This is a genomic window from Mesorhizobium sp. M0227 (genome assembly GCF_040321855.1).
Taxonomy (GTDB): domain Bacteria; phylum Pseudomonadota; class Alphaproteobacteria; order Rhizobiales; family Rhizobiaceae; genus Mesorhizobium.
Genome location: NZ_JAMYSJ010000016.1, coordinates 1 through 25737, shown reverse-complemented (window position 1 = coordinate 25737; position 25737 = coordinate 1). Strand labels below are relative to the sequence as shown.

General features: G+C 62.7%; 23 protein-coding genes and 1 other RNA gene. 10 read left to right on the top strand and 14 right to left on the bottom strand.

The features are described from left to right. Positions 1-68: 68 nt before the first annotated feature. The 12 genes from NKJ00_RS21090 to ffs all read right to left on the bottom strand — a co-directional run bounded on the left by NKJ00_RS21090 (position 69) and on the right by ffs (position 12042). Positions 69-818, bottom strand: a complete 750-nt coding sequence (locus NKJ00_RS21090; protein WP_352631021.1) for an ABC transporter ATP-binding protein — start codon at positions 816-818, stop codon at positions 69-71. Beyond that, entirely contained in the window at positions 815-1660 is an 846-nt protein-coding gene (locus tag NKJ00_RS21085) for an ABC transporter ATP-binding protein (protein WP_031213315.1), read from the bottom strand. Before NKJ00_RS21085 ends, NKJ00_RS21090 begins: the two co-directional genes overlap by 4 nt. Then, positions 1657-2583: a nickel transporter permease gene (gene nikC, locus NKJ00_RS21080; protein ID WP_023811431.1), complete on the bottom strand. Its 927-nt coding sequence runs from the start codon at positions 2581-2583 to the stop codon at positions 1657-1659. The genes NKJ00_RS21085 and nikC overlap by 4 nt, the downstream gene beginning before the upstream one ends. 298 nt (positions 2584-2881) lie before the next feature. Next, on the bottom strand, positions 2882-3949 hold the full coding sequence (locus tag NKJ00_RS21075) for an ABC transporter permease (RefSeq protein WP_352631019.1): 1068 nt from the start codon (positions 3947-3949) through the stop codon (positions 2882-2884). 18 nt (positions 3950-3967) lie between these two features. Then, a complete protein-coding gene (locus NKJ00_RS21070; protein WP_023811434.1) occupies positions 3968-5611 on the bottom strand; it encodes an ABC transporter substrate-binding protein in 1644 nt (547 codons plus the stop codon). Positions 5612-5874: 263 nt separating this feature from the next. After that, positions 5875-7152: a lytic murein transglycosylase gene (locus tag NKJ00_RS21065; RefSeq protein ID WP_352631017.1), complete on the bottom strand. Its 1278-nt coding sequence runs from the start codon at positions 7150-7152 to the stop codon at positions 5875-5877. A gap of 194 nt (positions 7153-7346) precedes the next feature. Continuing rightward, entirely contained in the window at positions 7347-7952 is a 606-nt protein-coding gene (recR, locus tag NKJ00_RS21060; protein WP_013527928.1) for a recombination mediator RecR, read from the bottom strand. 101 nt (positions 7953-8053) lie between these two features. Beyond that, positions 8054-8986, bottom strand: a complete 933-nt coding sequence (locus NKJ00_RS21055) for a cell wall hydrolase (RefSeq protein WP_352631015.1) — start codon at positions 8984-8986, stop codon at positions 8054-8056. 271 nt (positions 8987-9257) lie between these two features. Next, positions 9258-9656, bottom strand: a complete 399-nt coding sequence (locus tag NKJ00_RS21050; protein ID WP_502895825.1) for a hypothetical protein — start codon at positions 9654-9656, stop codon at positions 9258-9260. An 18-nt stretch (positions 9657-9674) separates the two neighbouring features. After that, positions 9675-9998, bottom strand: coding sequence for a YbaB/EbfC family nucleoid-associated protein (locus NKJ00_RS21045; protein WP_013527931.1), 324 nt, complete (start codon positions 9996-9998; stop codon positions 9675-9677). Between the two features lie 30 nt (positions 9999-10028). Then, positions 10029-11840, bottom strand: a complete 1812-nt coding sequence (locus tag NKJ00_RS21040; protein WP_352631013.1) for a DNA polymerase III subunit gamma/tau — start codon at positions 11838-11840, stop codon at positions 10029-10031. A gap of 105 nt (positions 11841-11945) precedes the next feature. Next, positions 11946-12042: signal recognition particle sRNA small type (gene ffs / locus NKJ00_RS21035), an RNA gene on the bottom strand. Between the two features lie 171 nt (positions 12043-12213). On the opposite strand from ffs, the gene NKJ00_RS21030 reads away from it, so the two are divergent. The 3 genes from NKJ00_RS21030 to NKJ00_RS21020 are packed head-to-tail and all read left to right on the top strand — an operon-like array spanning position 12214 to position 13962. Then, complete coding sequence (locus tag NKJ00_RS21030) at positions 12214-12633, top strand: HIT domain-containing protein (RefSeq protein WP_127807981.1); 420 nt, start codon at positions 12214-12216, stop codon at positions 12631-12633. A 41-nt stretch (positions 12634-12674) separates the two neighbouring features. Next, positions 12675-13619 (top strand): NAD(+) diphosphatase, encoded by a 945-nt coding sequence (nudC, locus tag NKJ00_RS21025; RefSeq protein WP_352631010.1) that lies wholly within the window; start codon positions 12675-12677, stop codon positions 13617-13619. Between the two features lie 37 nt (positions 13620-13656). Next, positions 13657-13962: a Dabb family protein gene (locus NKJ00_RS21020; protein WP_352631007.1), complete on the top strand. Its 306-nt coding sequence runs from the start codon at positions 13657-13659 to the stop codon at positions 13960-13962. Here the strand turns inward: NKJ00_RS21020 and NKJ00_RS21015 are convergent. Together NKJ00_RS21015 and NKJ00_RS21010 are read right to left on the bottom strand one after the other, a co-directional pair. After that, a complete protein-coding gene (locus tag NKJ00_RS21015) occupies positions 13959-14822 on the bottom strand; it encodes a prephenate dehydratase (RefSeq protein ID WP_352631005.1) in 864 nt (287 codons plus the stop codon). The two genes, NKJ00_RS21020 and NKJ00_RS21015, sit on opposite strands and share 4 nt — an antisense overlap. 19 nt (positions 14823-14841) lie before the next feature. After that, on the bottom strand, positions 14842-15570 hold the full coding sequence (locus NKJ00_RS21010) for a 3-deoxy-manno-octulosonate cytidylyltransferase (RefSeq protein ID WP_352631003.1): 729 nt from the start codon (positions 15568-15570) through the stop codon (positions 14842-14844). Positions 15571-15763: 193 nt separating this feature from the next. Here NKJ00_RS21010 and NKJ00_RS21005 point away from each other — a divergent pair, with 193 nt between their 5' ends. From NKJ00_RS21005 to NKJ00_RS20975, 7 genes are all read left to right on the top strand, one after another. Further along, positions 15764-16456 (top strand): c-type cytochrome, encoded by a 693-nt coding sequence (locus NKJ00_RS21005; protein WP_352439668.1) that lies wholly within the window; start codon positions 15764-15766, stop codon positions 16454-16456. A gap of 154 nt (positions 16457-16610) precedes the next feature. After that, on the top strand, positions 16611-18488 hold the full coding sequence (locus tag NKJ00_RS21000; protein WP_352631001.1) for an extracellular solute-binding protein: 1878 nt from the start codon (positions 16611-16613) through the stop codon (positions 18486-18488). Next, on the top strand, positions 18488-20356 hold the full coding sequence (locus NKJ00_RS20995) for an extracellular solute-binding protein (protein WP_352630999.1): 1869 nt from the start codon (positions 18488-18490) through the stop codon (positions 20354-20356). Before NKJ00_RS21000 ends, NKJ00_RS20995 begins: the two co-directional genes overlap by 1 nt. 30 nt (positions 20357-20386) lie before the next feature. Beyond that, positions 20387-21484, top strand: coding sequence for a microcin C ABC transporter permease YejB (locus NKJ00_RS20990; protein ID WP_013527941.1), 1098 nt, complete (start codon positions 20387-20389; stop codon positions 21482-21484). After that, positions 21484-22629 (top strand): ABC transporter permease, encoded by a 1146-nt coding sequence (locus NKJ00_RS20985; protein ID WP_352610771.1) that lies wholly within the window; start codon positions 21484-21486, stop codon positions 22627-22629. The genes NKJ00_RS20990 and NKJ00_RS20985 overlap by 1 nt, the downstream gene beginning before the upstream one ends. Then, complete coding sequence (locus tag NKJ00_RS20980) at positions 22626-24257, top strand: ABC transporter ATP-binding protein (RefSeq protein WP_352610772.1); 1632 nt, start codon at positions 22626-22628, stop codon at positions 24255-24257. Before NKJ00_RS20985 ends, NKJ00_RS20980 begins: the two co-directional genes overlap by 4 nt. Before the next feature lie 29 nt (positions 24258-24286). Then, a complete protein-coding gene (locus NKJ00_RS20975) occupies positions 24287-25228 on the top strand; it encodes a 2-hydroxyacid dehydrogenase (protein WP_352630996.1) in 942 nt (313 codons plus the stop codon). The last annotated feature ends 509 nt before the right edge of the window (positions 25229-25737 follow it).

Here is a 25737-nt window from a genome sequence, read left to right as displayed (position 1 = left end):
ATCCGCAAACTTTCATTCCTCCATCGGAATCCCTGAAGACGGTTGGTTCTGCACACAGGAAGACGAATTCAGGCGGTTCTCACAAACCCGTCGCTCGCTCTCAGCAGGTTGCGAGTATAGTCCTTCGTCACGCGACGTTCGACGAGATCCGCCGCCGCCAGGTTCTCAACCGCCCCGCCGCTTTGCATCACCATCAGCCGCTCGCACATATGGGTGATGATGGCGAGGTCGTGGCTGACCATCAGGAAGGTCAGCTTGCGCCGCTTGCGTACCTCTTCCAACAGGTTGAGCACTTCCGCCTGCACCGAGGCATCGAGCGCCGAGGTCGGCTCGTCGAGCAGCAGGATCGAAGGTTCGAGGATCAGGGCACGGGCAATCGCCACGCGCTGGCGCTGGCCGCCCGATAGTTGGTGCGAATAGCGGAAGCGAAAGCCGTTTCCCAGCCCGACCTCGTCGAGCGCCCGCTGGATGCGCTTTCCGCCATCGGCGAAGCCGTGGATGGCAAGCGGCTCCTGCAGCAGGCGGTCGACGGTCTGGCGCGGGTGCAGCGAGCCGTACGGATCCTGGAAGACCATCTGCACTTCGCGGTAGAAGGCCTTGTCGCGGCGTGGCCCGAGCGTCTTGCCGTTGACGGCGATGCTGCCCGATGCGACCGGCGCAAGGCCGGCGATGGCCCGAAGCAGCGTCGATTTGCCGGAGCCGGATTCACCGACCAGGCCAAAGGATTCACCCGGCTGCACGTCGAGGCTGACGCCCTTCAGTGCGCGAAAACGGTCGAAGATCACTTCCAGCCTGTCGACGGCAATCGCAGAAGTCATGCCGCCCACTCCGGCTTGCGGTCGAGCACCGGCAGCGGGTGGCGGTCGGCACCGATCTTGGGCATGCAATTGAGCAAGCCGCGCGTGTAGGGATGCTGGGCATGGCCGAGTTCGGACGCCTTGAGCTGCTCGACCACCTTGCCGGCATACATGACGATGACGCGGTCGCAGAAGGATGAGACCAGGCGCAGATCGTGCGAGATGAAGATCAGCCCCATGCCGCGCTCACTGACCAGCCGGTCGAGAATGCCGAGCACATCAAGCTGCACGGTGACGTCGAGCGCCGAGGTCGGCTCGTCGGCGATCATCATTTCCGGACCGGCGATCAGCATCATGGCGATCATGGCGCGCTGGCCCATGCCGCCGGACACTTCATGCGGATGCAGGTTGAAGACGCGAGAGGGATCACGGATCTGCACCGCCTCCAGCATGGCCAATGCGCGGTCGCGCGCCTCGGCCTTGCCGACCTTTTCATGCGTGCGCAGCGTTTCGACGATCTGGCGGCCGATGCTCATCACCGGGTCGAGCGAGTATTTCGGATCCTGCAGGATCATGGCGATGCGCTTGCCGCGCAGCGCCCGGCGTTCGCGCGGCGAGACGCTGAGCAGGTCGATGCCGTCGAAGGCGAGCTTGTTGGCCGATATCCGCGCCTGCGGCGGCGTCAGGCCCATGATGGCGCGGCCGGTCTGCGATTTGCCGGAGCCGGATTCTCCGACGATGCCGAGCCGTTCGCGGCCGAGCGAGAAGGAGACGCCGCGAACCGCCTCGATCAGCCCGGTGCGGGTCGGGAAGGTGACGCGCAAATCGTCGACCTCGAGCAGCGTCTTCGTTTCCCTGCTCATTGGTCACCACTGCGGGGATCGAGCGCGTCGCGCAGGCCGTCGCCGAGCAGGTTGAAGCCGAGGCTGACGATGAGGATGGCGAAGCCCGGCGCACCGGCCACCCACCACTGGTCGAGCACGAAGCGGCGCCCCGACGCGATCATCGTGCCCCATTCCGGCAGCGGCGGTTGCGCGCCGAGGCCGAGGAAACCGAGCCCGGCGGCGGTCAGGATGATGCCGGCCATGTCGAGCGTCACCCTGACGATCAGGGACGAAATGCAAAGCGGCATGATATGGCGCAGCACGATGCGGAAGGGCGAGGCGCCCATCAGCTGCACCGCCTTGATGTAATCGGAATTGCGCACCGTCAGCGTCTCTGCCCGCGCGATGCGGGCGTAGGGCGGCCATGAGGTGATGGCGATGGCCAGCACCGCATTCTCGATGCCGGGGCCAAGTGCTGCAACAAACGCCAGCGCCAGGATCAGCTTGGGAAAGGCGAGAAAGATGTCGGTGATGCGCATCAGGATGGCATCGGTCCAGCCGCCGGCATAGCCGGCCACCGTGCCGACCAGAAGGCCGATCGGTGCCGCGATGATGGCGACCAGGATGACCACATAAAGGGTCCAGCGCGAGCCGTAGAGGATGCGCGACAGGATATCGCGGCCGAGATCGTCGGTGCCAAACCAGTGCTCGGTGCTCGGCGCCAGCAGGCGCGCGTTCTTCAGGTCGCCGAACGTCGGAGAATAAGGCGCCAGCACACCGGCAAGGGCGGCAACGATCAGCAAGGCAATGATAATGAGCAGGCCGAGAAAGGCCAGCCGGTTGGCGGAAAAGCGCCGCCACGCCACATAGGCGCGGCCGAGCCTCGCCTGGGTGCGCGAGGCCGGCCGCTCGCTGAGCAGCCAGTCGCGACGAGAGAGAGGACGGGCGTCGGAGGCGGTCATGATGATGCCTCTTGGAGCTGTCGACCCCCACTCCGGCCTGCTTCGCAGACCACCTCTCCCCCGCACGACGGGGGAGAGGAAAGGCGCGAAGCGTGCGACCGGCTTTTCCTCTCCCCCGGGCAGGGGGAGAGGTGACCCGAAGGGCCGGAGTGGGGGTGATTGGCCGCAGCTGGAGCAATTCCAGGAAAAGTGTGAAACGGTTTTCCGTCCGGAATTGCGTAAAAACAAGGAGTTAGAGCGGGTAGCCGTTTCCGTGAAACGGTGAACTGCTCTAGGCCCGAAAGTGGAATACCTCTGCTCATTGAACCTTCGTCCTCGGATCGAGGACCCGATACAGAAGGTCGGACAGAAGGTTGATGGCGATGAAGACCGAACCGATGACGATGGTGCCGCCGAGCACCGCATTCATGTCGGCGTTCTGCAGCGAGTTGGTGATGTAGAGGCCGATGCCCGGCCATGAGAAGACGGTCTCGGTCAGCACCGAACCTTCGAGCAGCCCGGCATAGGAGAGCGCGATCACCGTCACCATCGGCACCGCCGCATTGCGCAGCGCGTGGCCCCAGATGATGCGGGTTTCCGACAGGCCCTTGGCGCGCGCCGCGACGATATATTCCTGCGACAATTCGTTGAGCATGAACGAGCGCGTCATGCGGCTGATATAGGCGAGCGAGAAATAGCCGAGCAGCGAGGCCGGCAGGATGATGTGGCGGAAGGCGTCGTAAAAAACGTCCCACTGCCCCTGCATCGCAGAGTCGAGGAGATAGAAGCCAGTGATCGGCGTAAAGGTGTATTCGTAGACGATGTCGAGCCGCGCGGGGAAGGCAACCCATTGCAGCTTGGCGTAAAACAGCACCAGCGCCAGCAGTCCCAGCCAGAAGATCGGCACGGAATAGCCGATCAGGCCGATGATACGCACGATCTGATCGATGAAACTGCCGCGCCTGACCGCGGCCAGCACGCCAAGCGGTACGCCGAACAGCGCGCCGATCAGCGTCCCCAGCGTCGCCAGTTCCGTCGTGGCCGGAAGCGCCCGGCGAATGTCGGTCATGACAGGATTGGTGGTCAGCACAGAGACACCGAAATTGCCGTTCAGGGCATTTTTCACATAGATGTAGAACTGCTCGATCAGCGGCAGGTCCAGGCCCATCTCGCGGCGCGTGCGCTCGACGACATTGGCCGGCGCCCGGTCGCCGAGCACCGCCAGCACCGGGTCGATCGGGATGACGCGACCGATGAAGAAGGTGACCGCGAGCAGACCAAGATAGGTCGTGATCGCGATGACCAGGAAACGGCCAAGCGATGATGCAATAGCGACGGCACGGGCGCTGCCGCGCCCCGCCGCCACTTCCTTTTCAACCGTGCTCATGCGGCGTGTCCGCGAGCACTATTCCTTGGACACCGGCCCGACGAAATTGCTGTCGAAGCTCGGGCCGAGCGCAAAGCCCTTGAGGTTCTTGCGCAGGCCGGCCACTTCCAGCTGCTGGTGGATGACGACGAAGGGGCTGGTGTCCAGGATCTTCTTCTCGAGATCCTTGTACATGTCAGCGCGCTTGCCGGCGTCCTTCTCAAGCAGCGCTGCTTCCGTCTCCTTGGTCAGGTCCGGAATGTCCCAGGCGTTGCGCCAGGCCAGCGTCTTGGACTTACCCGCATCCGAGTTGTCCGGATTCGAGGCAAAGGTCTGGGCGTTGGAATTCGGGTCGAAATAATCCTGGCCCCACTGGCCGATATAGATGTCGTGGTTGCGGGCGCGGTACTTGGTCAGCGTCTGCTTGCCGTCGCCCGGGATGATCTCGAGCTTGATGCCGGCCTGTCCGAGCGTCTGCTGGATCGATTCCGCCATGCCGGTCGTCGGCTGACCGGTGCGTACGTCCATGGTTACGCTGAAGCCGTCGGGCAGACCGGCCTTGGCCAGCAATTCCTTGGCCTTGGCGACATCGAACTTGAACGGATTCTCATCCAATTCGCCGAGCACACCCTTCGGCAGGAAGGTCTGGTGGATTTCGCCGATGCCCTTGAGGATCGTCGAGCTCAGCGCATCGTAGTCGACCAGGTATTTGAAGGCTTGGCGGACCTCGGGCTTGGCGAGGTTGGCATTCTTCTGGTTGAGGCTGATGTAATAGACCGTGCCCTTCGGCGCGCTGGTCGAGGTGAGATCGGCGTTCTTGGCGATAGCGTCGAGGTCGTTCGGCTCGAGATTGCGGGCAACGTCGATGTCGCCGGCCTCGAGCGCCAGGCGCTGGCCCGAGCTTTCCTTCATATTGCGGTAGATGACGCGGGCAAGCTTGGCCTTCTCGCCGTAGTAATTATCGTTGCGCTCGAGAACGACCACCTCATTGGCCCGCCATTCACGCAACTTGAAGACGCCGGAGCCGGCATAGCCGGTCTTCAGCCAGGCATTGCCGAAATCATTGTCCCATTTGTAGTCGGCGCTCGGCGTCACCGCAGCGACATGTTCCTTGACCAGCTTGGCGTCGACCACCGATGCAACCGTTGCCGACAGGCAGTTCAGGACGAAGCTCGGCGCATAGGCCTTGTCGACGGTGAACTGGAAGGTGGTCTCGTCGACCGCCTTGGCCTTCTCGGCGACGTTGTCGCCGCTGATGCCGAATTGGCCGATGATGAAGGCCGGGCTCTTGTCGAGCTTGACGGCGCGTTCGAACGACCAGGCGACGTCGGCCGCGGTGATCGGATTGCCGGAAGCGAATTTCAGGCCGGGCTTGAGCTTGAATGTGTAGGTCAGGCCGTCATCGGAGACGGTCCAGCTTTCGGCAAGGTCTCCCTTGACCTTGGAGGTGTCGCTGAGGTCGAGACGGACAAGCAGATCATACGTGTTGCCGGTGACCTCGGCGGTCGACAGTTCGAACGCCTCGCCCGGATCCATGGAGATGATGTCGTCGATCGCGAAACCTTCGACCAGCGTGTCGGCGGGCGTGACCGCACCGGCGGGCGCGCCGGCCAGAAGGAGCGCGGACATGGCTGCACCCGCCAGCAGGAAGCGAGAGCGTAGAGCAAACTTTTCCATCATCATCGTGATTGTTCCCTGTTTTGTTGTTTGTTGACCTGAGTTCCCGGCTCAGGGTTGTGCAATTCTTTTCGGGCCTGGAGAAGGCCCCACTGATCTCTTACCGTTGCGGTTTTTGTCCAGTTGGTCAACACCATATCCGGCAGCCTCGTGGCGGGCAACGAGCATTTATACGATGGCTCAATGGGCCAGAAAGGCCGGGTGGGATGTCGACGCATAGGCCAGCCAATCGAGGCTGCCGATCGAGGACAATCTGGCGTATGTCGCGGCTATCTCAGCGCCGCGACCAGGCTGGTGTCAGGGAAGCAGGTGGCGGCGCGGCCGTTCTTGGCTTGCCAAATGCCGATCGAACGGCGGGTCTTGAAGCCGGGCAGGCCATCGGCGCTGCCGACATCATAGCCCTTGGCTTCCAGCGCGCGTTGCAGAGCGGCTATGTCCGAACGGTGGAGCCCGCCGACCGCGCCCCAGCTGCCGGCAAAATTCGAATCGCCATGGGCGATGCGATCGGCGCCATGGCCGATGAACAGCGCGTAGAGGTCGCTGGTGTTATACTGCTTCAGCACGTAGAAATTGGGCGTGGCGATAAAGGCCGGGCCGCTGCGCCCTGCCGGCATCAGCAGGAAGCCTTCGGCCTTCAGCTCACTCGCGGGAAACGGTTTGCCGCCGACGCGCCTGATGCCCATATCAGCCCATTCGGAGATTTTCTTGCCCTGGTCCGGGCCTTCCAACGAACAGGAAACGCTTTCCGGCACCATCACCTCGAAACCCCAGCCACGGCCCTTTACCCAGCCATAGTGGACGAGATAATTGGCGATCGAGGCCAGCACGTCCGGCGTCGAGTTCCAGATGTCGGCGCGGCCGTCGCCGTCGAAATCGACGGCATGTTTCAGGAACGAGGTCGGCATGAATTGCGGCTGGCCGAGCGCTCCGGCCCAGGACGATTTCATCGCCCCGACCGGAGCCAGGCCGCGCTCGACGATCTCGAGTGCCGCAAGCAGTTCGGTGCGGAAGAAATCCTTCCTGGTCGACATGAACGCCTTGGTGCCCAGCACTTCGAAGGCGTCGTAGGGCATCTTCGCCGCGCCGAATCCGGTCTCGCGGCCCCAGATCGCCAGCAGCACTTCGCCCGGCACGCCGTAGCGCTTTTCGATTGATGCAAGTGTCCTGGCATTGGTGGCTTCGCGCGCCCGGCCGCCCGCCGTCACCGCGCGAACCGTCTTCTCGGCGAAATAGGCGCCGGGTGAGCCGAATTCGGCCTGGTGCTGTTTTTGGGGCGTGGTCGCCTTCTCGCCCGGCTTGACCAGGTCCGGCAGCTTCAGATTGGGCTTGATGCCGTCGAAGGCAGCATCGAAGGTGGTTTTGGAAATGCCATTCGCCCTTGCTTGCGGCCAGAGGTCGTTCCGCAGCCAGGCGCGGAACTGGTCGTCGATCTTTGCGGCGGAGGCGGGGGTGGAAAGGAGGACCGCGAGAAGAACTGCAAAAAAGGAAAACAGAGCCAATCTGAGAGGTTTGCGTTCCTTCACACCCCCCTCTGTCCTGCCGGACATCTCCCCCGCAAGGGGGGAGATTGGCCGCTTCATCGGCGGCGCTCTTGTTGCAATGTCGGCGATTTGCGAAAACAAAGATGACATCCGATCTCCCCCCTTGCGGGGGAGATGTCCGGCAGGACAGAGGGGGGTGTTTGGCACCAGCCTCGACGGATGCGCAACAATCATGATCCGCACCCTCTCCCGTAACTTTGTCAAAACGCCGTCCGCGAGCGCAGCGCCGCGGCCAGCGTGCCCTCGTCGAGATAGTCGAGTTCGCCGCCGACAGGCACGCCATGCGCCAGTCGTGTCACCTTGATATCGAAGCCGGACAGCTGATCGGTGAGGTAATGCGCGGTCGTCTGGCCCTCCACCGTAGCATTGACGGCGAGGATGATCTCCTTGACCTCGCCACCGGCGACGCGGTCGACCAGCGAGCGCATGTTGAGCTGCTCGGGGCCGATGCCGTCGAGCGGGGACAGCGTGCCGCCGAGAACGTGGTAACGCACATTCATGGCCGCCGCGCGCTCCAGCGCCCACAGGTCGGAGACGTCCTCGACGACAATGATGGTGCCGGCATCGCGGCGCGGATCGGTGCAGATCATGCAAGGGTCCGATGTATCGACATTGCCGCAGGTCGAGCAGATGCGCACCTTGTCGGCCGCCTCGGCCATGGCGGCGGCCAGCGGCGACAAAAGCTGCTCCTTCTTCTTGATCAGATGAAGGGCGGCACGCCTGGCCGAACGGGGACCCAGCCCCGGCACCTTGGCCAGGAGCTGGATCAGACGTTCGATCTCGGGACCGGCGATTCGCTTCGACATCGCTCTGATCTAGGATTTTTCAGAGCGCTTTGGAACATCCCGCATCCGCATGACCCGCCATATTGGCTTGGTGGACCATTGGGTGGAGCATGGAGCGCAGATCAGTTGGCTTCGAGCGGCCGGCCCTGGCTGACGATCATCGCGCCGACAGCGTCGGTGTTCTCAGGCGTCGACTGGAAACCCATAGACGCCTCTTGCGGCGCTTCCTCGACCGAGGAGATGACCCTTGTCCTTGTGTTCAAGGTTCCGCCAAAACGGGCGGCATCCGGTTCCTCCATCGGCTCCTGCATCGCCACCACCGTCGGCTCCGCCGAGACCCGCGCGGATTTCGCGGCCGGCGCGGCGGCCGCAGTCATATAGGTCTGTTGGGCAGGAGCGGACCGGACGGTGGCCGGCTTGGCCGGACGCACCGGCTCGGCGGACGCGACCATCGTCACCGGCTCCGCTGGCTTCTGCGGCGCCGCCGAGGCAATGGCGACCTGCGGCTCGTCCGGCAGCGGCTGCCAGTTGCGGCCGCGCTTCTCGTAAAAGGCATTGCCGCCGGCAACCATGGTGTAGTGCATGTTCTTGTAGGGGAAGCGTAGGCCGGCGGTGTGGAAGAACATGGTGTTCTTGAGCTTGGACTTGCGCTCCCCCTTCAGCACCGCGTCGGCGGCTTCCTCGACATCGGGCATTGCGCGTGAATTCATCGGCCTTGTCATGACGCCGGGGGCAAACTGCCCGCGCTCGCCCACCACCGCGCAGATGGTGCTGCCGTGCTTGCCGGAGCGCAGCCGGTTCATCACCACCGTGCCGACCGCGATCATGCCGTCGCGGCTCGAGCGGTTGGATTCAAAGAACATCGCCCGTTCCAGGCATTCCTTGTCCTTCGGCGTGTGGCTGTACGCCCGGGAGCTCAGGAAACCCGGCGTGATGGCGTCGGTCAGGCTGGCGACGGACATGCCGTGTGAAGTGGTCTGGCTACAGGCAGCCAAAAACAGGGGTGAAATGACGGCGCCGAGCAACAGCGGCGTCTTCCATCGCGTAGAAATCAACAGGTAACCCTCTCACTTCGTGCCCGCCCCCAGGCTGCGGCAAGAATGAGACACTTTCGGGCAAAATGATGGCCAAAACGTTATTAACAATGCACTGTTGCCAAATTGGCACAATTTCGTGGCTTTCCAGATAGATCGGGCCATCATTTCACAAAAGCGATGACCCCTCTCTCTTTGTTTCGCCGCAATTGCCCCAAGGGAAAGCGCTACGCGCTTTTCCCGGGCAAACGCTGTTCCTTTCTCCTGGAACCGGCCTGCAGCCCGGCCGCAATCACGGCCGCTGGCCAGGCTCAAGCTCCTCGACCTTCTCCGAAAACAGGCCGCGCCGGAGGAACAGCGTCCGCGCCTCCCTGGCCGTCGGGGCGATCTTTCCCGGCCAGTCGCTGTCAATGAACTCAGCCTTGGTGAAGTCCGGATTTGTCTCGCTTGCCGCCTCCAGGAATTCGGCGATCTCCAGCACGATCGCGCGCTCGTCCTTCGAAAGCGCCGATGTGCCGGCTTCGATCGAAGGGCGATGGACGAAATCCTCGAACAGATAGAAATAACCCTTGATGCCGACGAGATCGACGCCGTCGTCACAATCGGCCAGGATTTCCAGGATCTCGTAGATCCGGTTGCGGATACGCTGCTCGATCAGTCTTTCGGAGGGCTCTTCGGTCATGGCGATCATGGGCGCGCGCGCCGAATGCTAGAAGGGCAGTTTCATTCCCGGCGGGATCGGCAGACCTGCGGTCAGCGCCTTGGTCTTTTCCTGCATGATCTGCTCGACCTTGGTCTTGGCGTCGTTGTGAGCGGCCAACACCAGGTCTTCCAGGATCTCGACATCGTCTTCCTTGAACAGAGACGGATCGATCTTCAGCGACTTCATCTCGAATTTTCCGGTCAGCGTCACGTTGACCAGGCCGCCGCCGGCCTGGCCGGACGCTTCCAACGTGGCGATCTCGTCCTGCATGGCCTGGAACTTGGCCTGCATTTCCTTCGCCTTGCCCATCAGGCCGAGAAGATCTTTCATGGTCGGGTCCTTTGCGGATTTGTGGCTGGATCAGGGTTCATCGTCGTCAGCCGGCGGCTCGACCGGCATTTCAGCCTCTGTCGTTTCGGCTTCCGGCGCGTCTGGAATGCGCACGTCGATGATCTTGGCGCCGGGAAAGCGCGCCAGGATGGCGGCCACGGTCGGGTCGCTCTTGGCATCGAGAAAAGCCGTCTCGCGCTTGGCCGATTCCATTTCGGCGAGCGTCTGGCCGCCCTCTTCCTTCGACAGCGAGACCAGCCAGCTGCGGCCGGTCCAGGCGCGCAATTTCGTCGTCAGGTCGTTGAGCAGCATCTTGGGCGCATCGCCGGTCAGGCCGACGTCGATGCGGCCGGGCTCGATACGCACAAACCTGATGCAGCTCTTGACCAGCACCTTGAAGGCGATGTCACGCTGCGCATCGGCGAGCGCAATGATGTCGGCCAGCGATTTCAGCGGCGCCGATTCCATGACCGGCTCCGGCGGAGCGACGTAGGCAACGGGAGCAGGCGAGGCTTCGACCAGCCGCATGCTCTGTGCCCCGCCCGATCCGGATGGCATGCGCGTCTGCGCCACCGCGCCGGCGCCACCGCCGTTGCCGGAACTTGCAGGCGCGCCATTCGGGCGCGGCGCGCCGCTTTGGACCGGCGCTCCGCCCTCGAGCGATCTCAACGCCTCGTCCAGCGTCGGCAGGTCGGCGGCATGCGCCAGCCGGATCAGCACCATTTCGGCGGCACTGACCGGCCGGTTGGAGGACTGCACTTCGGGAATGCCCTTGAGCAGCATCTGCCATGTCCGCGACAGCACCCTGACCGACAGCGTCCTTGCGAAATCGGCGCCGCGCTGCCGCTCGTCCTCGGACAGCGAGGCATCCTCGATGGCCGTCGGCACGAAACGCAGCCGGGTGACGAGGTGGTTGAACTCGGCAAGGTCGGTCAGCACGGCGGCCGGATCGGCGCCGGTGTCGTATTGCGCGCGGAATTCGCCGAGCGCTGCCGCCACATCGCCCTTCATCACATGTTCGAACAGGTCGACGATGCGGGCGCGGTCGGCAAGTCCCAGCATCGCCCGCACAGCCGCGGCACCGACAGTGCCGGCGCCATGGGCAATCGCCTGGTCGAGGATGGAGAGCGAATCACGAGCCGAGCCTTCGGCGGCGCGCGCGATCATCGCCAGCGCGTCGTCGTCGACCGAAATGCCTTCCTGGGCCGAGATCGAGGACAGATGCGCGACCAGAGCGCCGGCGTCGATGCGCCTCAGGTCGAAGCGTTGGCAGCGCGACAGGACGGTGATCGGGACCTTGCGGATTTCGGTGGTGGCGAAGATGAATTTGACGTGCGGCGGCGGCTCTTCCAGCGTCTTCAGCAGGCCGTTGAAGGCCTGCGTCGACAGCATGTGCACTTCGTCGATGATGTAGACCTTGTAGCGCGCCGAGACCGGCGCATAACGTACGCGCTCGATGATATCCCTGATGTCGTCGATGCCGGTATGCGAGGCGGCGTCCATCTCAATGACGTCGACATGGCGGCCCTCCATGATCGCCTGGCAATGCTCGCCGAGCACCGCGAGGTCGACCGAAGGCTGGTCGATATCAGCGGTTTTATAATTCAGGGCCCGCGCGAGGATGCGCGCCGTCGTGGTCTTGCCGACGCCGCGCACGCCGGTCAGCATCCAGGCCTGGGCGATGCGGCCGGTGGCAAAGGCATTGGTGAGGGTGCGCACCATCGGCTCCTGGCCGACCAGCTCGGAGAAGTTCGAAGGACGGTACTTGCGCGCCAGCACACGATAGGCGGCGGCCTTGCCTATCTCCAGGCTTTTTGGTCCCGAATTTCCGGCTTCGCTCATACGCCCGTAAAGCTCCAAATGGCCGCGCCCGAAGGCGGCCGATTCCTGCGCATAGTCTCGCCCGCGCTGCAATGCGTCGTCAATGTCGCGAGAGGGGCCGATGAGGTGGGAGGCTGGAACAATGACCCGTTCCGGGCTCGTTAGGGCTGCTTCCTTCCGGACCTGACCCGGTTGGCGAGTGGATCGTCCACCACCAACCTCCCGCTTTCCATATCGGCAATTGCGCGACGAAATGCAAGTCCGCCGAAGAAATCGCAAAAATATGGAATTGGCGCACCAATGCGTGAGGGGCGCAATGATTCGCTTGCAGCCCCCTTGCCGCCGCTCTAGCCTTCATGTGTTGAGCAAACCAAGAAAAGCAAGGGAAACGCCGATGCTGCCGGGCCTGGAGGCCGGATTTACGCTGGACGCACGGCTGGAGGCGGACAGCGAACAGTTGATGTGGCTTGGGCTGTGCGAATTGCGGGTGATGAACGACCGCCGCTGGCCATGGCTGCTGCTGGTGCCGCAGCGGCCCGGCGCGGAGGAAATCCATGACATGACGCCGCTCGACCAGGCGATGCTGACCTTCGAGACCAATATGGTGGCGCAGGCGCTGAAGAAGGCGACCGGCTGCGCCAAGATCAACACCGGCGCGCTCGGCAACATCGTGCGCCAGCTGCACATCCATGTCATCGCGCGTTCGGAAGGTGATCCCGGCTGGCCCGGCCCCGTATGGGGACACGGCCTGCGAGAGCCCTATCAACGTTCCGACTTGCGACGGTTTGCCGAAACGATCAAGGCGGCGCTATAAGCGTTCCCCGTGTCCATCCCTCAACGTATCCCAGAGTCCCCATGAGCTTCCGCCTGTTTGACGCGCCTTTGCGCGAGCCGAGCCAGTTCGTCGGCTTTGCCGGCAACATGATCGACCGGCAGTCCGAGAACCGCGCCGACGATTCGGTCGACAAGGCGCTAGCCGACCCGGCGACGCGGCTGCTTCTGATGCATGGCGGCCGGCTCTATCTGAAGCTCGGCGATAGCGGCGCTCTCGACCCTTGGTTCGGCGCGACCGAGAGCGAGCCCTTCAAGGTTTCCCTGGCGCAAGGCATCCTGCTCGGCTTTTCCGAACGAGGACCGGTGCTGGCCGTGCCCGCCGGCGTCGAACCCGAACAGCTTCCGGAAGCAGTCAAGGCCATCGACTACCGCTCGGTCTACATGCAAGGGCTGATCGACGAGGCGGCGGCTGGCGCGATGGCGCAAGGGGCGGCCCTGCTTGCCTGGCATGCCAGCCATCGCTTCTGCAGCAAATGTGGTACGGAATCGCAGATGCGGGCCGGCGGCTACAAGCGCCATTGCCCGAATTGCGGCACCGAGCATTTTCCGCGCACCGATCCGGTGGCGATCATGCTGACGGCGACGCGGGAAAAATGCCTGCTCGGACGCGGCCGGCATTTCGCGCCGGGCATGTACTCGGCCCTTGCCGGCTTCATCGAGCCGGGCGAGACGATCGAGGCGGCGGTGCGCCGCGAGACGCTGGAAGAGGCCGGTATCCGGCTTGGCCGCGTCGTCTACCACGCCAGCCAGCCCTGGCCGTTCCCCTATTCGCTGATGATCGGCTGCTTCGGCGAGCCGCTCAATGACGATATCCAGGCCGACCTCAACGAGCTTGAGGACTGCCGCTGGTTTTTTCGCGACGAGGTGCGCCTGATGCTGGAAAGGACGCACAAGGACAATCTGGTCACGCCGCCGAAAGGCGCCATTGCGCATCACCTCATCCGCGCCTGGGTCGATTCAGAATGATGGCAGCGAACACCGAAAGACATTGCAGGAGCAGGACATGATCCGTCACACCGTCGTTTTCACGCTGAAGCATCCGCCGCACTCGCTGGAGGAAAAGCGGTTCCTGGTCGACGCCAAGAAAATCCTCACCGCGATCAGAGGCGTCACGCATTTCGAGCAATTGCGGCAGATCAGCCCCAAGAACGATTATCATTTCGGCTTCTCGATGGAGTTCGCCGACCAGGCCGCCTACAACAGGTACAACGACCATCCTGACCATGTCGCCTTCGTACGCGACCGCTGGGTGCCGGAAGTCGAGAAATTCATGGAAATTGATTACGTGCCGCTGGGCGCGATGATTTAATCCGCCACTTTCCACTGCTCACGGGACGCGCTGGCCGGATAGACGCCGAGTATCCGCACTTCGCGGGAGAAGAAGCGAAGCTCGTCTAGCGCCAGCTTGACCAGCGGATCGTCGGGATGGCCCTCGATGTCGGCGTAAAACAGCGTCGCCGTGAAAGCGCCCAACTGGTAGCTCTCCAGCTTGGTCATGTTGATGCCGTTGGTGGCAAAACCGCCCATCGCCTTGTAGAGCGCGGCCGGCACGTTGCGGACGCGGAAGATGAAGGTCGTCATCATCTTGACGTCAGGCGACGGGCGCTCGGCCCATTGCTTGTTCTTGGTCAGGACGACAAAGCGGGTGACGTTGCTGTCGGTATCCTCGACGTTTTGCTCGATGATGTCGAGGCCGTAGAGTGTTGCGGCCAGGGCCGGCGACAGCGCCGCCATGGTGCGGTCCTTGACCTCGGAGACCATCTTGGCGGCGCCAGCCGTGTCGCCAGCGACGATCGCCTTCCAGCCGTTCTTGCGGATGTATTTGCGGCACTGGCCAAGCGCGTGGATGTGGCTGTGCACGGTCTCGATCTCGTCGCGCTTCACGCCCGGCAGCACCATCAGCTGGAAATGGATCGGCAGAAAATATTCGCCGACGATGTGCAGCTTCGATTCCGGCAGCAGATGATGGATATCGGCGACGCGTCCGGCAATGGTGTTCTCGATCGGGATCATGGCGAGATCGGCCTTGCCGGTCTCGACCGCGTTGAACGCATCCTCGAAGGTCGGGCACGGCAACGGCTCCATCGATGGATAGACGTTGCGGGAGGCGGTGTCGGAATTGGCGCCCGGCTCGCCCTGGAAGGATATTCTATTGGTCTTTTCAGGCATGGGCCAAGTCTCGGGTTTCTCAGTTTGAAAGGATTGTTCTGGCGCGTTCGAGGTCTTCCGGCGTGTCGACACCGAGCGGCAGCGACTGGACGATCTCGGCATCGATGCGCATGCCGGCTTCCAGCGCCCGCAACTGTTCCAGCCGCTCGCGCCGTTCGAGCGGCGACGGCTTCAGCGCGACGAAGCGCTCGAGTGCTTCGCGGCGATAGGCGTAGAGGCCGACATGATGGTAGAGCGGCCCCTCGCCCCAAGGCGCCGTGGCACGGGTGAAATAGAGCGCCCTCAGCCTGCTGCCGGAAAGCGGCGAACCGACGATCTTGACGACATTGGGATTGGTCTTTTCCTCGTCGCGGACGATCTCGACGCCGAGCGTGGCGATGTCCACCGCACTGTCCTTGAAAGGCCTGAGCGACGCGACGATGATCTGGGGATCGATGGTCGGCAGGTCGCCTTGCACATTGACGATGGTTTCGACCTTGCGCCCGGGGTCGAGCGCGATCAGCGCTTCGTGGATGCGGTCGGAGCCGGATTCGTGATCCATACGCGTCATCACGGCCTCGAAACCGTGCGCGCGCACCGCTTGCGCCACGCTTTGCGTGTCGGTCGCCACCACCACCCGGCCAAGGCCGGCTTCGGCGGCGCGGCGGGCGACATGGACGATCATCGGCGCGCCTGCGATGTCGGCCAGCGGCTTGCCCGGCAGGCGGGTCGAAGCCATGCGGGCCGGGATCAGGATCAGCGTGGACATTTCGGGTGCAAGGCGTCTCGAAAGAGGACAGGGAAAGTGGCAAAAGGTCTCACTGGAAGCGCCCTTATAGGTGTTGCAACGCCGCAGCAAAAGACCTAGTTTCCGCCCGATTTGACCGCCCTGGCAGGACGGGTCACGATACCGACGGACGGAGTGGACGGTTCTGTCCGCCGGAAAAGGGAGCAAGGGGCGTATGGATTCCAACGAAGTCAACAAACTGCTCGCCGGATTGCTCGGAACCGTTTTCGTCGTCTTCTCGGTCGGCATTGTGTCCGATGCGCTGTTTGCCTCGCCGGCGCCGGAAAAGCCCGGCTTCGCCATCGAGGCCGCGGAGCCCGCCGAAGGCGGCCCGGCCGCTCCTGCCGCAGCCGAAAAGCCGATCGCAGATCTTCTGGCCAATGCAAATGCCGAACAGGGCGCTGCCATCTTCAAGAAGTGCCAGGCCTGCCATTCCGGCGAAAAAGGCGGTCCTAACAAGGTCGGCCCCGATCTGTGGGACATCGTCGACCGTCCGGTCGCCTCTCACGAGGGCTTCGCCTATTCGGCGGGCATGAAGGAATATTCCAAGGGCGGCACAGAGAAGTGGACCTACGATAACCTCAACCACTTCATCACGTCGCCCAAGAAGGACGTTAAAGGCACGGCGATGGGCTTTGCCGGCCTGCCGAAGGAAGAAGACCGCGCCAACGTCATCGCCTATCTGCGCACGCTGTCCGACAATCCCAAGCCGCTGCCGGCACCGGGTGCCGCCGCCGATGCAGGCGCGCCCGCCAAGCCTGCCGATGCAGCCGCTCCGGCAAAGCCGGCTGATGGTGCCGCGCCCGCGAAACCGGCGGCTCCTGCCGCCCCGGCTCCGGCCGCACCCGCACCGGCGCCTGCCCAATAACCAGATATCATCTCGACGACCTTGAAAAAGCCGGGTTCAGCCCGGCTTTTTTGTTGGGAAAACCGCATAGGTGGCGACAAAGCCGCGCATGGCGGTTTTCACGGGCGCCAAATCATCTAGATTGCCGGAACGGGCATTGCGAAGAGGATAGTGCATGACGGTTGGCCGAACGCTTCTCAGGTCGTTGCTGGCGGCAGCCCTTCTGGCGGCGGGATTGCAGGCTGCCCGCGCCGACGAATGGCGCACCACCTCATCGCTGATCGGCGAATCCAAATACGGCGCCAATTTCCAGCACTACGACTACGTCAACCCGAACGCGCCCAAGGGCGGCACGCTGAACTCGGTGGTGCCAGGCACATTCGACAGCTTCAACCCCTACGTCGTCCAGGGATCGCCGGCCGCGGGCCTGGTCGGGTTCGGCGGCGGCCTGCTCTACGACACGTTGATGGAGCAGGCGACCGACGAAGGCAGCACCAGCCATCCGCTGATCGCCGATGCCTACAAATATCCCGATGATTATTCCTCCGCGACCTACCGCCTCGATCCGCGCGCCAAATGGCATGACGGCCAGCCGATCACCGTCGATGACGTGATCTGGTCGTTCCATGTGCTCAAGGCCAACAGCCCGCAATACAGCCGCTATTTTGAAAATGTCACCGATGCGGTGGCGATTTCGGATCGCGAGGTGGAGTTCCATTTCAACCAGAAGGGCAATCGCGAACTGCCCAAGATCATCGGCGACCTTGCCGTGCTGCCGAAACATTGGTGGGAAGGCACCGATGCCACCGGCAGGAAACGCGACGTGACCAAGCCGACCCTGGAAATCCCGCTCGGTTCGGCGGCCTACAAGATCGCCAGCTTCAAGCCGGGCTCGGAGATCATCTGGCAGCGTGTGCCGGATTACTGGGCGGCCAAGCTGCCGGTGAAGATCGGCCGCGAGAACTTCGACACGCGGCGCTACACCTATATCCTCGACGACAACGCCGCCTGGCTCGCCTTCACCAAGGGCGGGCTGGAAGACATCAACCGCGAATACAGTTCGCGCAAATGGGCGACGGCTTACAATTTCCCGGCATTCCAGGCCGGCGATGTCATCAAGAAGGATTTTCAGACCCAGGCGCCGGAACCGATGCAGGGCTTCGTCCTCAACCAGCGGCGGCCGCTGTTCCAGGACCGGCTGGTGCGTGAAGCGCTGACCATTCCATTCGATTTCGAGAGCATGAACCGCACCCTGTTCTTCGGCTTCAACACCCGCACATCAAGCTATTTCCAGGGCACCGAACTGGCCTCGAGCGGGTTGCCGCAGGGCAAGGAGCTGGAGATCCTGGAAAAATATCGCGACAAGCTGCCGCCCGAACTTTTCACCCAGGAGTTCAAGCTGCCGGTCTATGATACGCCGCAGGCGGAACGGAAGTACCTGAAACAGGCGGTCGATCTCTTCGCCAAGGCGGGATGGGTGATCAAGGCCGGCAAGATGGTCAATGCCAAGACCGGCGCGCCGTTCAAGTTCGAAATCCTCGGCTGGAACGACACAGACCAGGTGATCGCCAGCCCCTACATCGCCAATCTGCGCAAGATCGGTATCGACGCCACTTTGCGCATCATCGACCAGACGCAGTACATCAACCGCGTCAATAATTTCGATTTCGATGTCGTGACCGGGATTCTGCAGCAGTCGGATTCGCCGGGCAACGAGCAGCGCGACTTCTGGAGCTCTAGAGCTGCCGATTCGCCCGGTTCGCGCAATCTGATGGGCATCAAGGACCCGACCGTCGACGCCCTGGTCGATCGCATTATCTTCGCGACCGATCGAGACGATCTCGTCGCCGCCACCCATGCGCTCGACCGCATCCTGCTGTGGAACTTCTATGTCTTGCCGCAATATTACCGGTCGGCGGTGTGGCTGGCCTATTGGGACAAGTTCAAATTCCCCGACAAGCAGCCTGCCTATATCGGAGCCGACATCGATTCTTGGTGGATCGACCCGGACAAGGAGAAGGCGCTGGCGGCCAAATACAAGGGTGGCAATTGATGGCGGCCCTTGCCCGCCGCGACTTTCTCGCCCTGGGCAGTGCCGCGGCAGCCGCCGCCTTGCTGCCCGGCAGGGCCTTCGCCGACATTGCGACCGGCACCAAGCTGCATGGCCTGTCAGCCTTCGGCGACCTCAAATATAAGCCCGATTTCGCGCATTTCGACTACGTCAATCCGGACGCCCCAAAGGGCGGCCAGATGAATTTCGCGCCGCCGAACTCGACCCTCAATCAGAGCTTCCTGACCTTCAACACATTGAACTCACTGGTGTTGAAGGGGGAGGCGCCGCCGCGCACCGAACTCTGTTTCGATTCCCTGATGACAAGCGCGCTCGATGAGCCGGATGCAGCCTACGGCCTGCTTGCCGAAACCGTTACCCTGTCGCCAGACCGCAACGGTTTCCGCTTCGCCCTGCGACCGCAAGCGCGTTTCCACGACGGCTCGCCGCTGACCGCGGACGACGTTGTCTTCGCGCTGAAGCTTTATAAGGACAAGGGCCATCCGAACCTTTCCCAGGCGTTGCGGTACATGACCGACGCGGTTGCGGTCGATCCCGCCACCGTCAACCTCACTTTCAACGGCGAACAGTCAGCGCAAAACATCCTGGCGATCGTGGGGATGCCAATCGTCTCCAAGGCCTTTTACACGGCCAATGATTTCGATGCTTCGACCATGACACCGCCGCTTGGCTCGGGACCCTACAAGATTGGACGCGTGGCGGCCGGACAGACTGTCGAATATGACCGCGTGGCCGACTATTGGGGCCGCGATCTGCCAGTGAACCGCGGCCTCTACAATTTCGACCGGATCCGCATCGACTTCTATCTTGACCGGCAGGCGGCGTTCGAAGCCTTCAAGAAAGGCGACACGCATTTTCGCGAGGAATTCACCTCACGGGTATGGGCGACCGGCTACGACTTTCCGGCGCTGAAGGACGGCAAGGTCGTCAAACGGGAATTTCCCGGCGAAAAAACGCCCTCCATGCAGGCTGCCGCAGTGAACCAGCGGCGACCGCAGTTCCGCGATGAGCGGGTGCGGCGGGCGATCGCCAGATGCTTCGATTTCGAATGGATGAAGCGGGCGCTGTTTTACGGCTCCTACGAGCGCTCTCATTCGAACTTCGAACGGTCGGATTACAAGGCCGAAGGCCTGCCCTCACCTGACGAATTGAACCTGCTGGAGCCGTTCCGGGCCGAGTTGCCGCCAGAGGTCTTTGGTGAAGCGGTGACGCAGCCCCTTTCCGACGGTTCGGGCCATGACCGCAAGCTGCTGGGCGCGGCTTCGAGATTGCTTGCGCAAGCCGGCTGGAAGCGTACAGGCAGTTTCGTCGTCAACGACAAAGGCGAGCGGCTGCGGGTGGAAATGCTGGCCGAAGACGACGGCATGGTTCGCATCTTCACCCCATGGTCGGAAAGTATGAAGGCGATCGGGATCGACGCCTCGATCCGGCAAGTCGATTCGGCGCAATATGAACAGCGGCAGAGCGATTTCGACTTCGACCTCATCGTGCTCGCATGGTCGATCGGGGCGACGCCGACCGACGACAGCCTGCAGATGCTCTATAATTCCCGGATGGCTAAAATCCCGGGGCAGCGCAACTATCCGGGCACGGAAAGCAAGGCCATCGACGCCCTGATCGCGGCAGCCGGCAAGGCGAAAGACCGTATAGAACTCGTCACGGCGCTCAGAGCGCTCGACCGGGTCTTGCGCGCGCGGCTCGACTGGATTCCAACATACTATCTGGCGAATCACCGCGTCGCCTATTGGGACATGTTCGGCTTTGTCGAACAGAAGCCCGATTTCGGCTTTCCGGTCGAGACGCTGTGGTGGTTCGATAAGGGCAAGGCGGCAAGAATTGGCAAAGGCTGAGATGTTCGCTCAACGAGGGCAGAAGGCCTGATGGGCGCCTATATCCTGCGCCGCATCCTTTTGATGATCCCGACGCTGTTCGGCATCATGGCGATATCCTTCGCCGTCATCCAGTTCGCCCCCGGCGGTCCGGTCGAACAGGTCATCGCCCGGCTGACCAATCAGGGCGGCAGCGACCGCCTCGGCGGCGGTGGTGGCGACGCGGGCGCTGGCGGCAATTTCGATGCCGCCGGTGACGTCAGTTCCAAATATCGCGGTGCGCAGGGACTCGATCCGGAATTCATCAAGAAGCTGGAGAAGCAGTTCGGCTTCGACAAGCCGCCGCTCGAGCGCTTCGGCATGATGCTTTGGAATTACGCCCGCTTTGATTTCGGCGACAGCTATTTCCGCGACATTTCGGTGCTCGACCTGATCCTGGAGAAAATGCCGGTGTCGATCTCGATCGGGCTGTGGATCACGCTGTTGTCCTACCTGATCTCGATCCCGCTCGGCATCCGCAAGGCGGTCAAGGACGGCACTCCCTTCGACGTCTGGACCAGCGGCGTCGTCATTGTCGGCTATGCCATTCCGGGCTTCCTGTTCGGCATCATGCTGATGGTGCTGTTTGCCGGCGGGTCTTTCTGGGACTGGTTTCCGTTGCGCGGCCTCACCTCGGACAATTGGGATCAATTGTCCTGGTGGGGAAAGATCGTCGACTATTTCTGGCACATGACCTTGCCGCTGACCGCGCTGGTGCTGTCGGCCTTCGCCACCACGACGCTGTTGACCAAGAACTCCTTCCTCGAAGAAATCCGCAAGCAGTATGTGGTGACGGCGCGGGCCAAGGGCCTGTCGGAACGGCAGGTGCTCTACGGCCACGTGTTCCGCAATGCCATGCTGATCGTCATCGCCGGCTTTCCCGGTGCCTTCATCTCGGCCTTCTTCACCGGCTCGCTGCTGATCGAGAACATCTTCTCCCTCGACGGCCTCGGCCTGCTCGGCTTCCGGTCGGTGGTCGAGCGCGACTATCCCGTGGTGTTCGCCAATCTTTACATCTTCTCGCTGCTGGGGCTGTTCGTCGGTCTCTTGTCCGACCTGCTCTACACCTGGGTCGATCCGCGCATCGATTTCGAGCGGAGAGACGTCTGATGTCGGAGGCTACAGTCCCCGTGGACGCGGCACCCGCGCGGATAAAGCGGCCGTTTCTGTCGCCGCTCAACAAGCGGCGCCTGCAGAACTTCAAAGCCAACCGCCGCGGCTACTGGTCGCTGTGGATCTTCCTCTTCCTGTTCGTGCTGTCGCTGTTTTCCGAGTTCATCGCCAACGACAAGCCGATCATCGCCTCCTACAAGGGCGAGATCCTGTTTCCGGTGCTGGTCGCCTACCCCGAGGAAAAATTCGGCGGTTTCTATGCCGTCACCGATTATCGCGACCCGGTCATCCAGGACGAGATCAACGCCAATGGCTGGATGATCTGGCCACCGGTGCGCTACTCCTATCAGACCGTCAACAACGCCATTCCGGAAGCAGCGCCGGCCAAGCCGTCGTGGCAGTATGACGCCACGAAGCGCTGCAACCAGTATCCGCAGGGTGCCGCCGACCCGGCCTGCATGGTCGGCAACTGGAATTGGCTCGGCACCGACGACCAGGCGCGCGACGTGCTGGCGCGCGTCATCTACGGTTTCCGCATTTCGGTGCTGTTCGGCCTGATCCTGACCGCCGGCTCGGCCTTGATCGGCGTCGCGGCCGGCGCCGTGCAAGGCTATTTCGGCGGCTGGACGGATCTCTTGTTCCAGCGTTTCATCGAAATCTGGTCCGCCATCCCGGTGCTCTATCTCCTGCTCATCGTCGCCGCCATCCTGCCGCCGGGCTTCTTCATCCTGCTCGGCCTGATGCTGCTGTTCTCCTGGGTGGCGCTGGTCGGCGTGGTGCGGGCCGAGTTCCTGCGCGCCCGCAATTTCGAATATGTCAACGCGGCCCGGGCACTCGGCGTGCCCAACCGCACCATCATGTTCCGGCACCTGCTGCCCAACGCCATGGTGGCGACATTGACCTTCATGCCCTTCCTGCTCTCAGGCTCGATCTCGACGCTGACCTCACTCGACTACCTCGGCTTTGGCCTGCCGCCCGGCTCCGCCTCGCTCGGCGAACTGCTCAAGCAGGCGCAGCGGAACCTCAATGCGCCGTGGCTCGGCATCTCCGGCTTCGTCGTCATCTCGCTGATGCTGTCGCTGCTGGTCTTCGTCGGCGAGGCGACGCGCGATGCCTTCGATCCGCGCAAGACCTTCAGATGAGCGAAGCCCCCTTGCTCAGCGTACAGGACCTCAGCGTCGCCTTCAGCCAGGGCGGTAGCCAGTCGACGGCCGTCGACCACATCTCGTTCGACATCGCCAAGGGCGAGACGGTGGCGCTGGTCGGCGAATCCGGCTCCGGCAAATCGGTCTCGGCGCTTTCGGTGCTGAAGCTGCTGCCCTATCCAAGCGCCAGCCACCCCTCGGGAAAGATCCTGTTCCAGGGCGCCGACCTGCTGGCGATGAGCGAGAAGCAGTTGCGGCAGGTGCGCGGCAACAAGATCACCATGATCTTTCAGGAGCCGATGACCTCGCTCAATCCGCTGCACACGATCGAGCAGCAGATCGTCGAGATCCTGAAGCTGCATCAGGGCATGGCCGACCGCCCGGCCAAGGAACGCACACTGGCCTTGCTCAACGAGGTCGGCATCCGCGATCCGCACAAGCGCCTCGATGCCTATCCACACCAGTTGTCCGGCGGCCAGCGTCAGCGCGTGATGATCGCCATGGCGCTGGCCAACGAGCCCGAACTTCTGATCGCCGACGAGCCGACGACGGCACTCGACGTCACCGTGCAGGCGCAGATCCTCGAACTGCTGGCCGGCTTGAAGAGCCGCAAGGGCATGTCGATGCTGTTCATCACCCATGATCTCGGCATCGTGCGCAAGATTGCCGACCGCGTCTGCGTGATGACCAAGGGCAAGATCGTCGAGACCGGGCCGACCAAGGAGATCTTCGCCAATCCGCAGCATGCCTATACGCGGCATCTGCTGGCGGCCGAGCCGAAGGGCAAGCCGCCGGCCGCCAATGCCGGTGCCAAGCCTGTCATGACCGGCAAGGACATAAAGGTCTGGTTCCCGATCAAGCAGGGCTTCTTCCGCCGCACTGTCGACAATGTGAAGGCGGTCGACGGCATCGATGTCACCGTGCGCGCCGGCCAGACGCTTGGCGTGGTCGGCGAATCCGGCTCCGGCAAGACGACGCTCGGCCTGGCGCTGGCACGCATGATCTCGTCGACCGGGACCATCCAGTTCAACGGCCGCGATATCAACCAGCTGACCTTCAACGCCATGCGGCCGCTCAGGCGCGAATTGCAGATCGTCTTCCAGGATCCGTTCGGCTCGCTCAGCCCGCGCATGTCGATCGCAGAGATCATCGAAGAAGGCCTCAAGATCCACGAGCCGAAGCTGTCGCCCGACGAGCGCGACGACAAGGTGGCCGCCGTGCTGAAGGAGGTCGGGCTAGACCCTGCGACACGCAACCGCTATCCGCACGAGTTTTCCGGCGGCCAGCGCCAGCGCGTCGCCATCGCACGCGCCATGGTGCTCAACCCGCGCTTCGTCATGCTGGACGAGCCGACATCGGCACTCGACATGAGCGTGCAGGCGCAGGTCGTCGACCTGCTGCGCAGCCTGCAGGCCAAGCACGATCTCGCCTATCTCTTCATCAGCCATGATTTGAAAGTCATCCGCGCGCTCGCCAACGACGTCATCGTCATGCGCAATGGCAGGATCGTCGAAGCTGGTCCTTCCCAGCAGATTTTTGAAAATCCGCAAACCGACTATACTCGGGCGCTGATCTCGGCCGCCTTCAAGATCGAGACGGCACCGGTCGGCATCGTCAGCGAGTGATTTGCGTAGAGAGGGACTAAAAGACCGCAATGGAAAAAGGCCGTATCCTGCTTGCCGTCACCGGCTTTCATCCGCAGCGCTGGCGCGAGCTCCTGTCGGCCGAGCGCGAGGTGGTGCTGGAGCCCGGCGGCGCCAGCGACCCCTCGATCACCTATGCCGTGGTGTGGAAGCAGAAGCCGAACCTGTTGTCGTCGCTGCCCAATCTGCGCGCCATCTTTTCGATCGGCGCCGGCGTCGATCATATCTTCGCCGATCCCGGCCTGCCCGATGTGCCGATCGTCAAGGTCGTCGCCGACAACCTCACCCAGTACATGACCGAATATGTCGTCTGGCGGGTTCTCGACCATCACCGCCAGGGCCTGCTCTACCGGTCGCAGCAGCCGAAGAAGATCTGGCACGAGCCGCAGCAGAGGCCTGCCGGTGACATTTCGGTTGGCATCATGGGCCTCGGCAGTCTCGGCCGCGCCGCGGCCTCGGTGCTTTTGTCGCTCGGCTTTGCCGTCAATGGCTGGTCGCGCACCGACAAGGCCATGGAAGGCGTCGCGACCTATTCCGGCGAAGCCGGGCTGATCCCCTTCCTCAAGGCAACCGACATCCTGGTCGTGCTTTTGCCGCTGACGCCGGAGACAAAGGGCATCATCAACTATGGCGTGCTGAAGGAATTGCGCAAACGCAACGGCCTCGGCGGCTCTGTGCTGATCAATGCCGGACGCGGCCGCCTGCAGAAGGATGCCGACATTTTGCGGGCACTGGATGACGGCACATTGAAGGAGGCAAGCCTCGACGTGTTCGAGGTCGAACCGCTGCCGAAGACCAGTCCGCTGTGGGGGCATCCAAAAGTGTTCGTGACGCCGCACGCGGCGGCGACCTCCGACCCTGTCCATTTGGCGCCGATTATGCTGCGCCAGATGGACGCCTTCGAGCGCGGCGAAAAGCTCGACAATCTGGTGGACCGCGAGGCAGGGTATTAACCAGGACAGCCTCATCGGGCCAGGTCCCACTCCCGGAAGCATTTCTTGATTGCCCGCAGTGACGACAACTGGACCTTTGGCAGATCGAGTTGTTCGAACATTGCCCGGTACCGGTTGCGATTTTTCGGTGTGGCCACGGTGATATGGTGGATCATATCCCATTTGATGCTGTCGTGCCCGCCCTCCTAGGCACCGCGCCGCTCAATCTCAAACAGTGTTCGCCTGATATAGCGCAGCAGGCTTGTCGGCGTCGATATATCCAACAAGATCAATCCCGTCGCTCGCAGAAAGCGTTGGGGCATGCAAACCGAATAATTTCCATCCATCACCCAACGCTCGCCGGCGATAGCGGCGTCATGCAAGGCAATGAATTCGTCCCTTGGGCGCGCTTCCCAATCCGTGTTCGGGAGATGGAAGAGTTGATCTAGAGCGTTTCATATTTTGACGGAAGCGTAGCCTGCGTTTTCGAAGTAGTTCTTGCATTCGGCTGCCTCGATGGTTTCGACGAG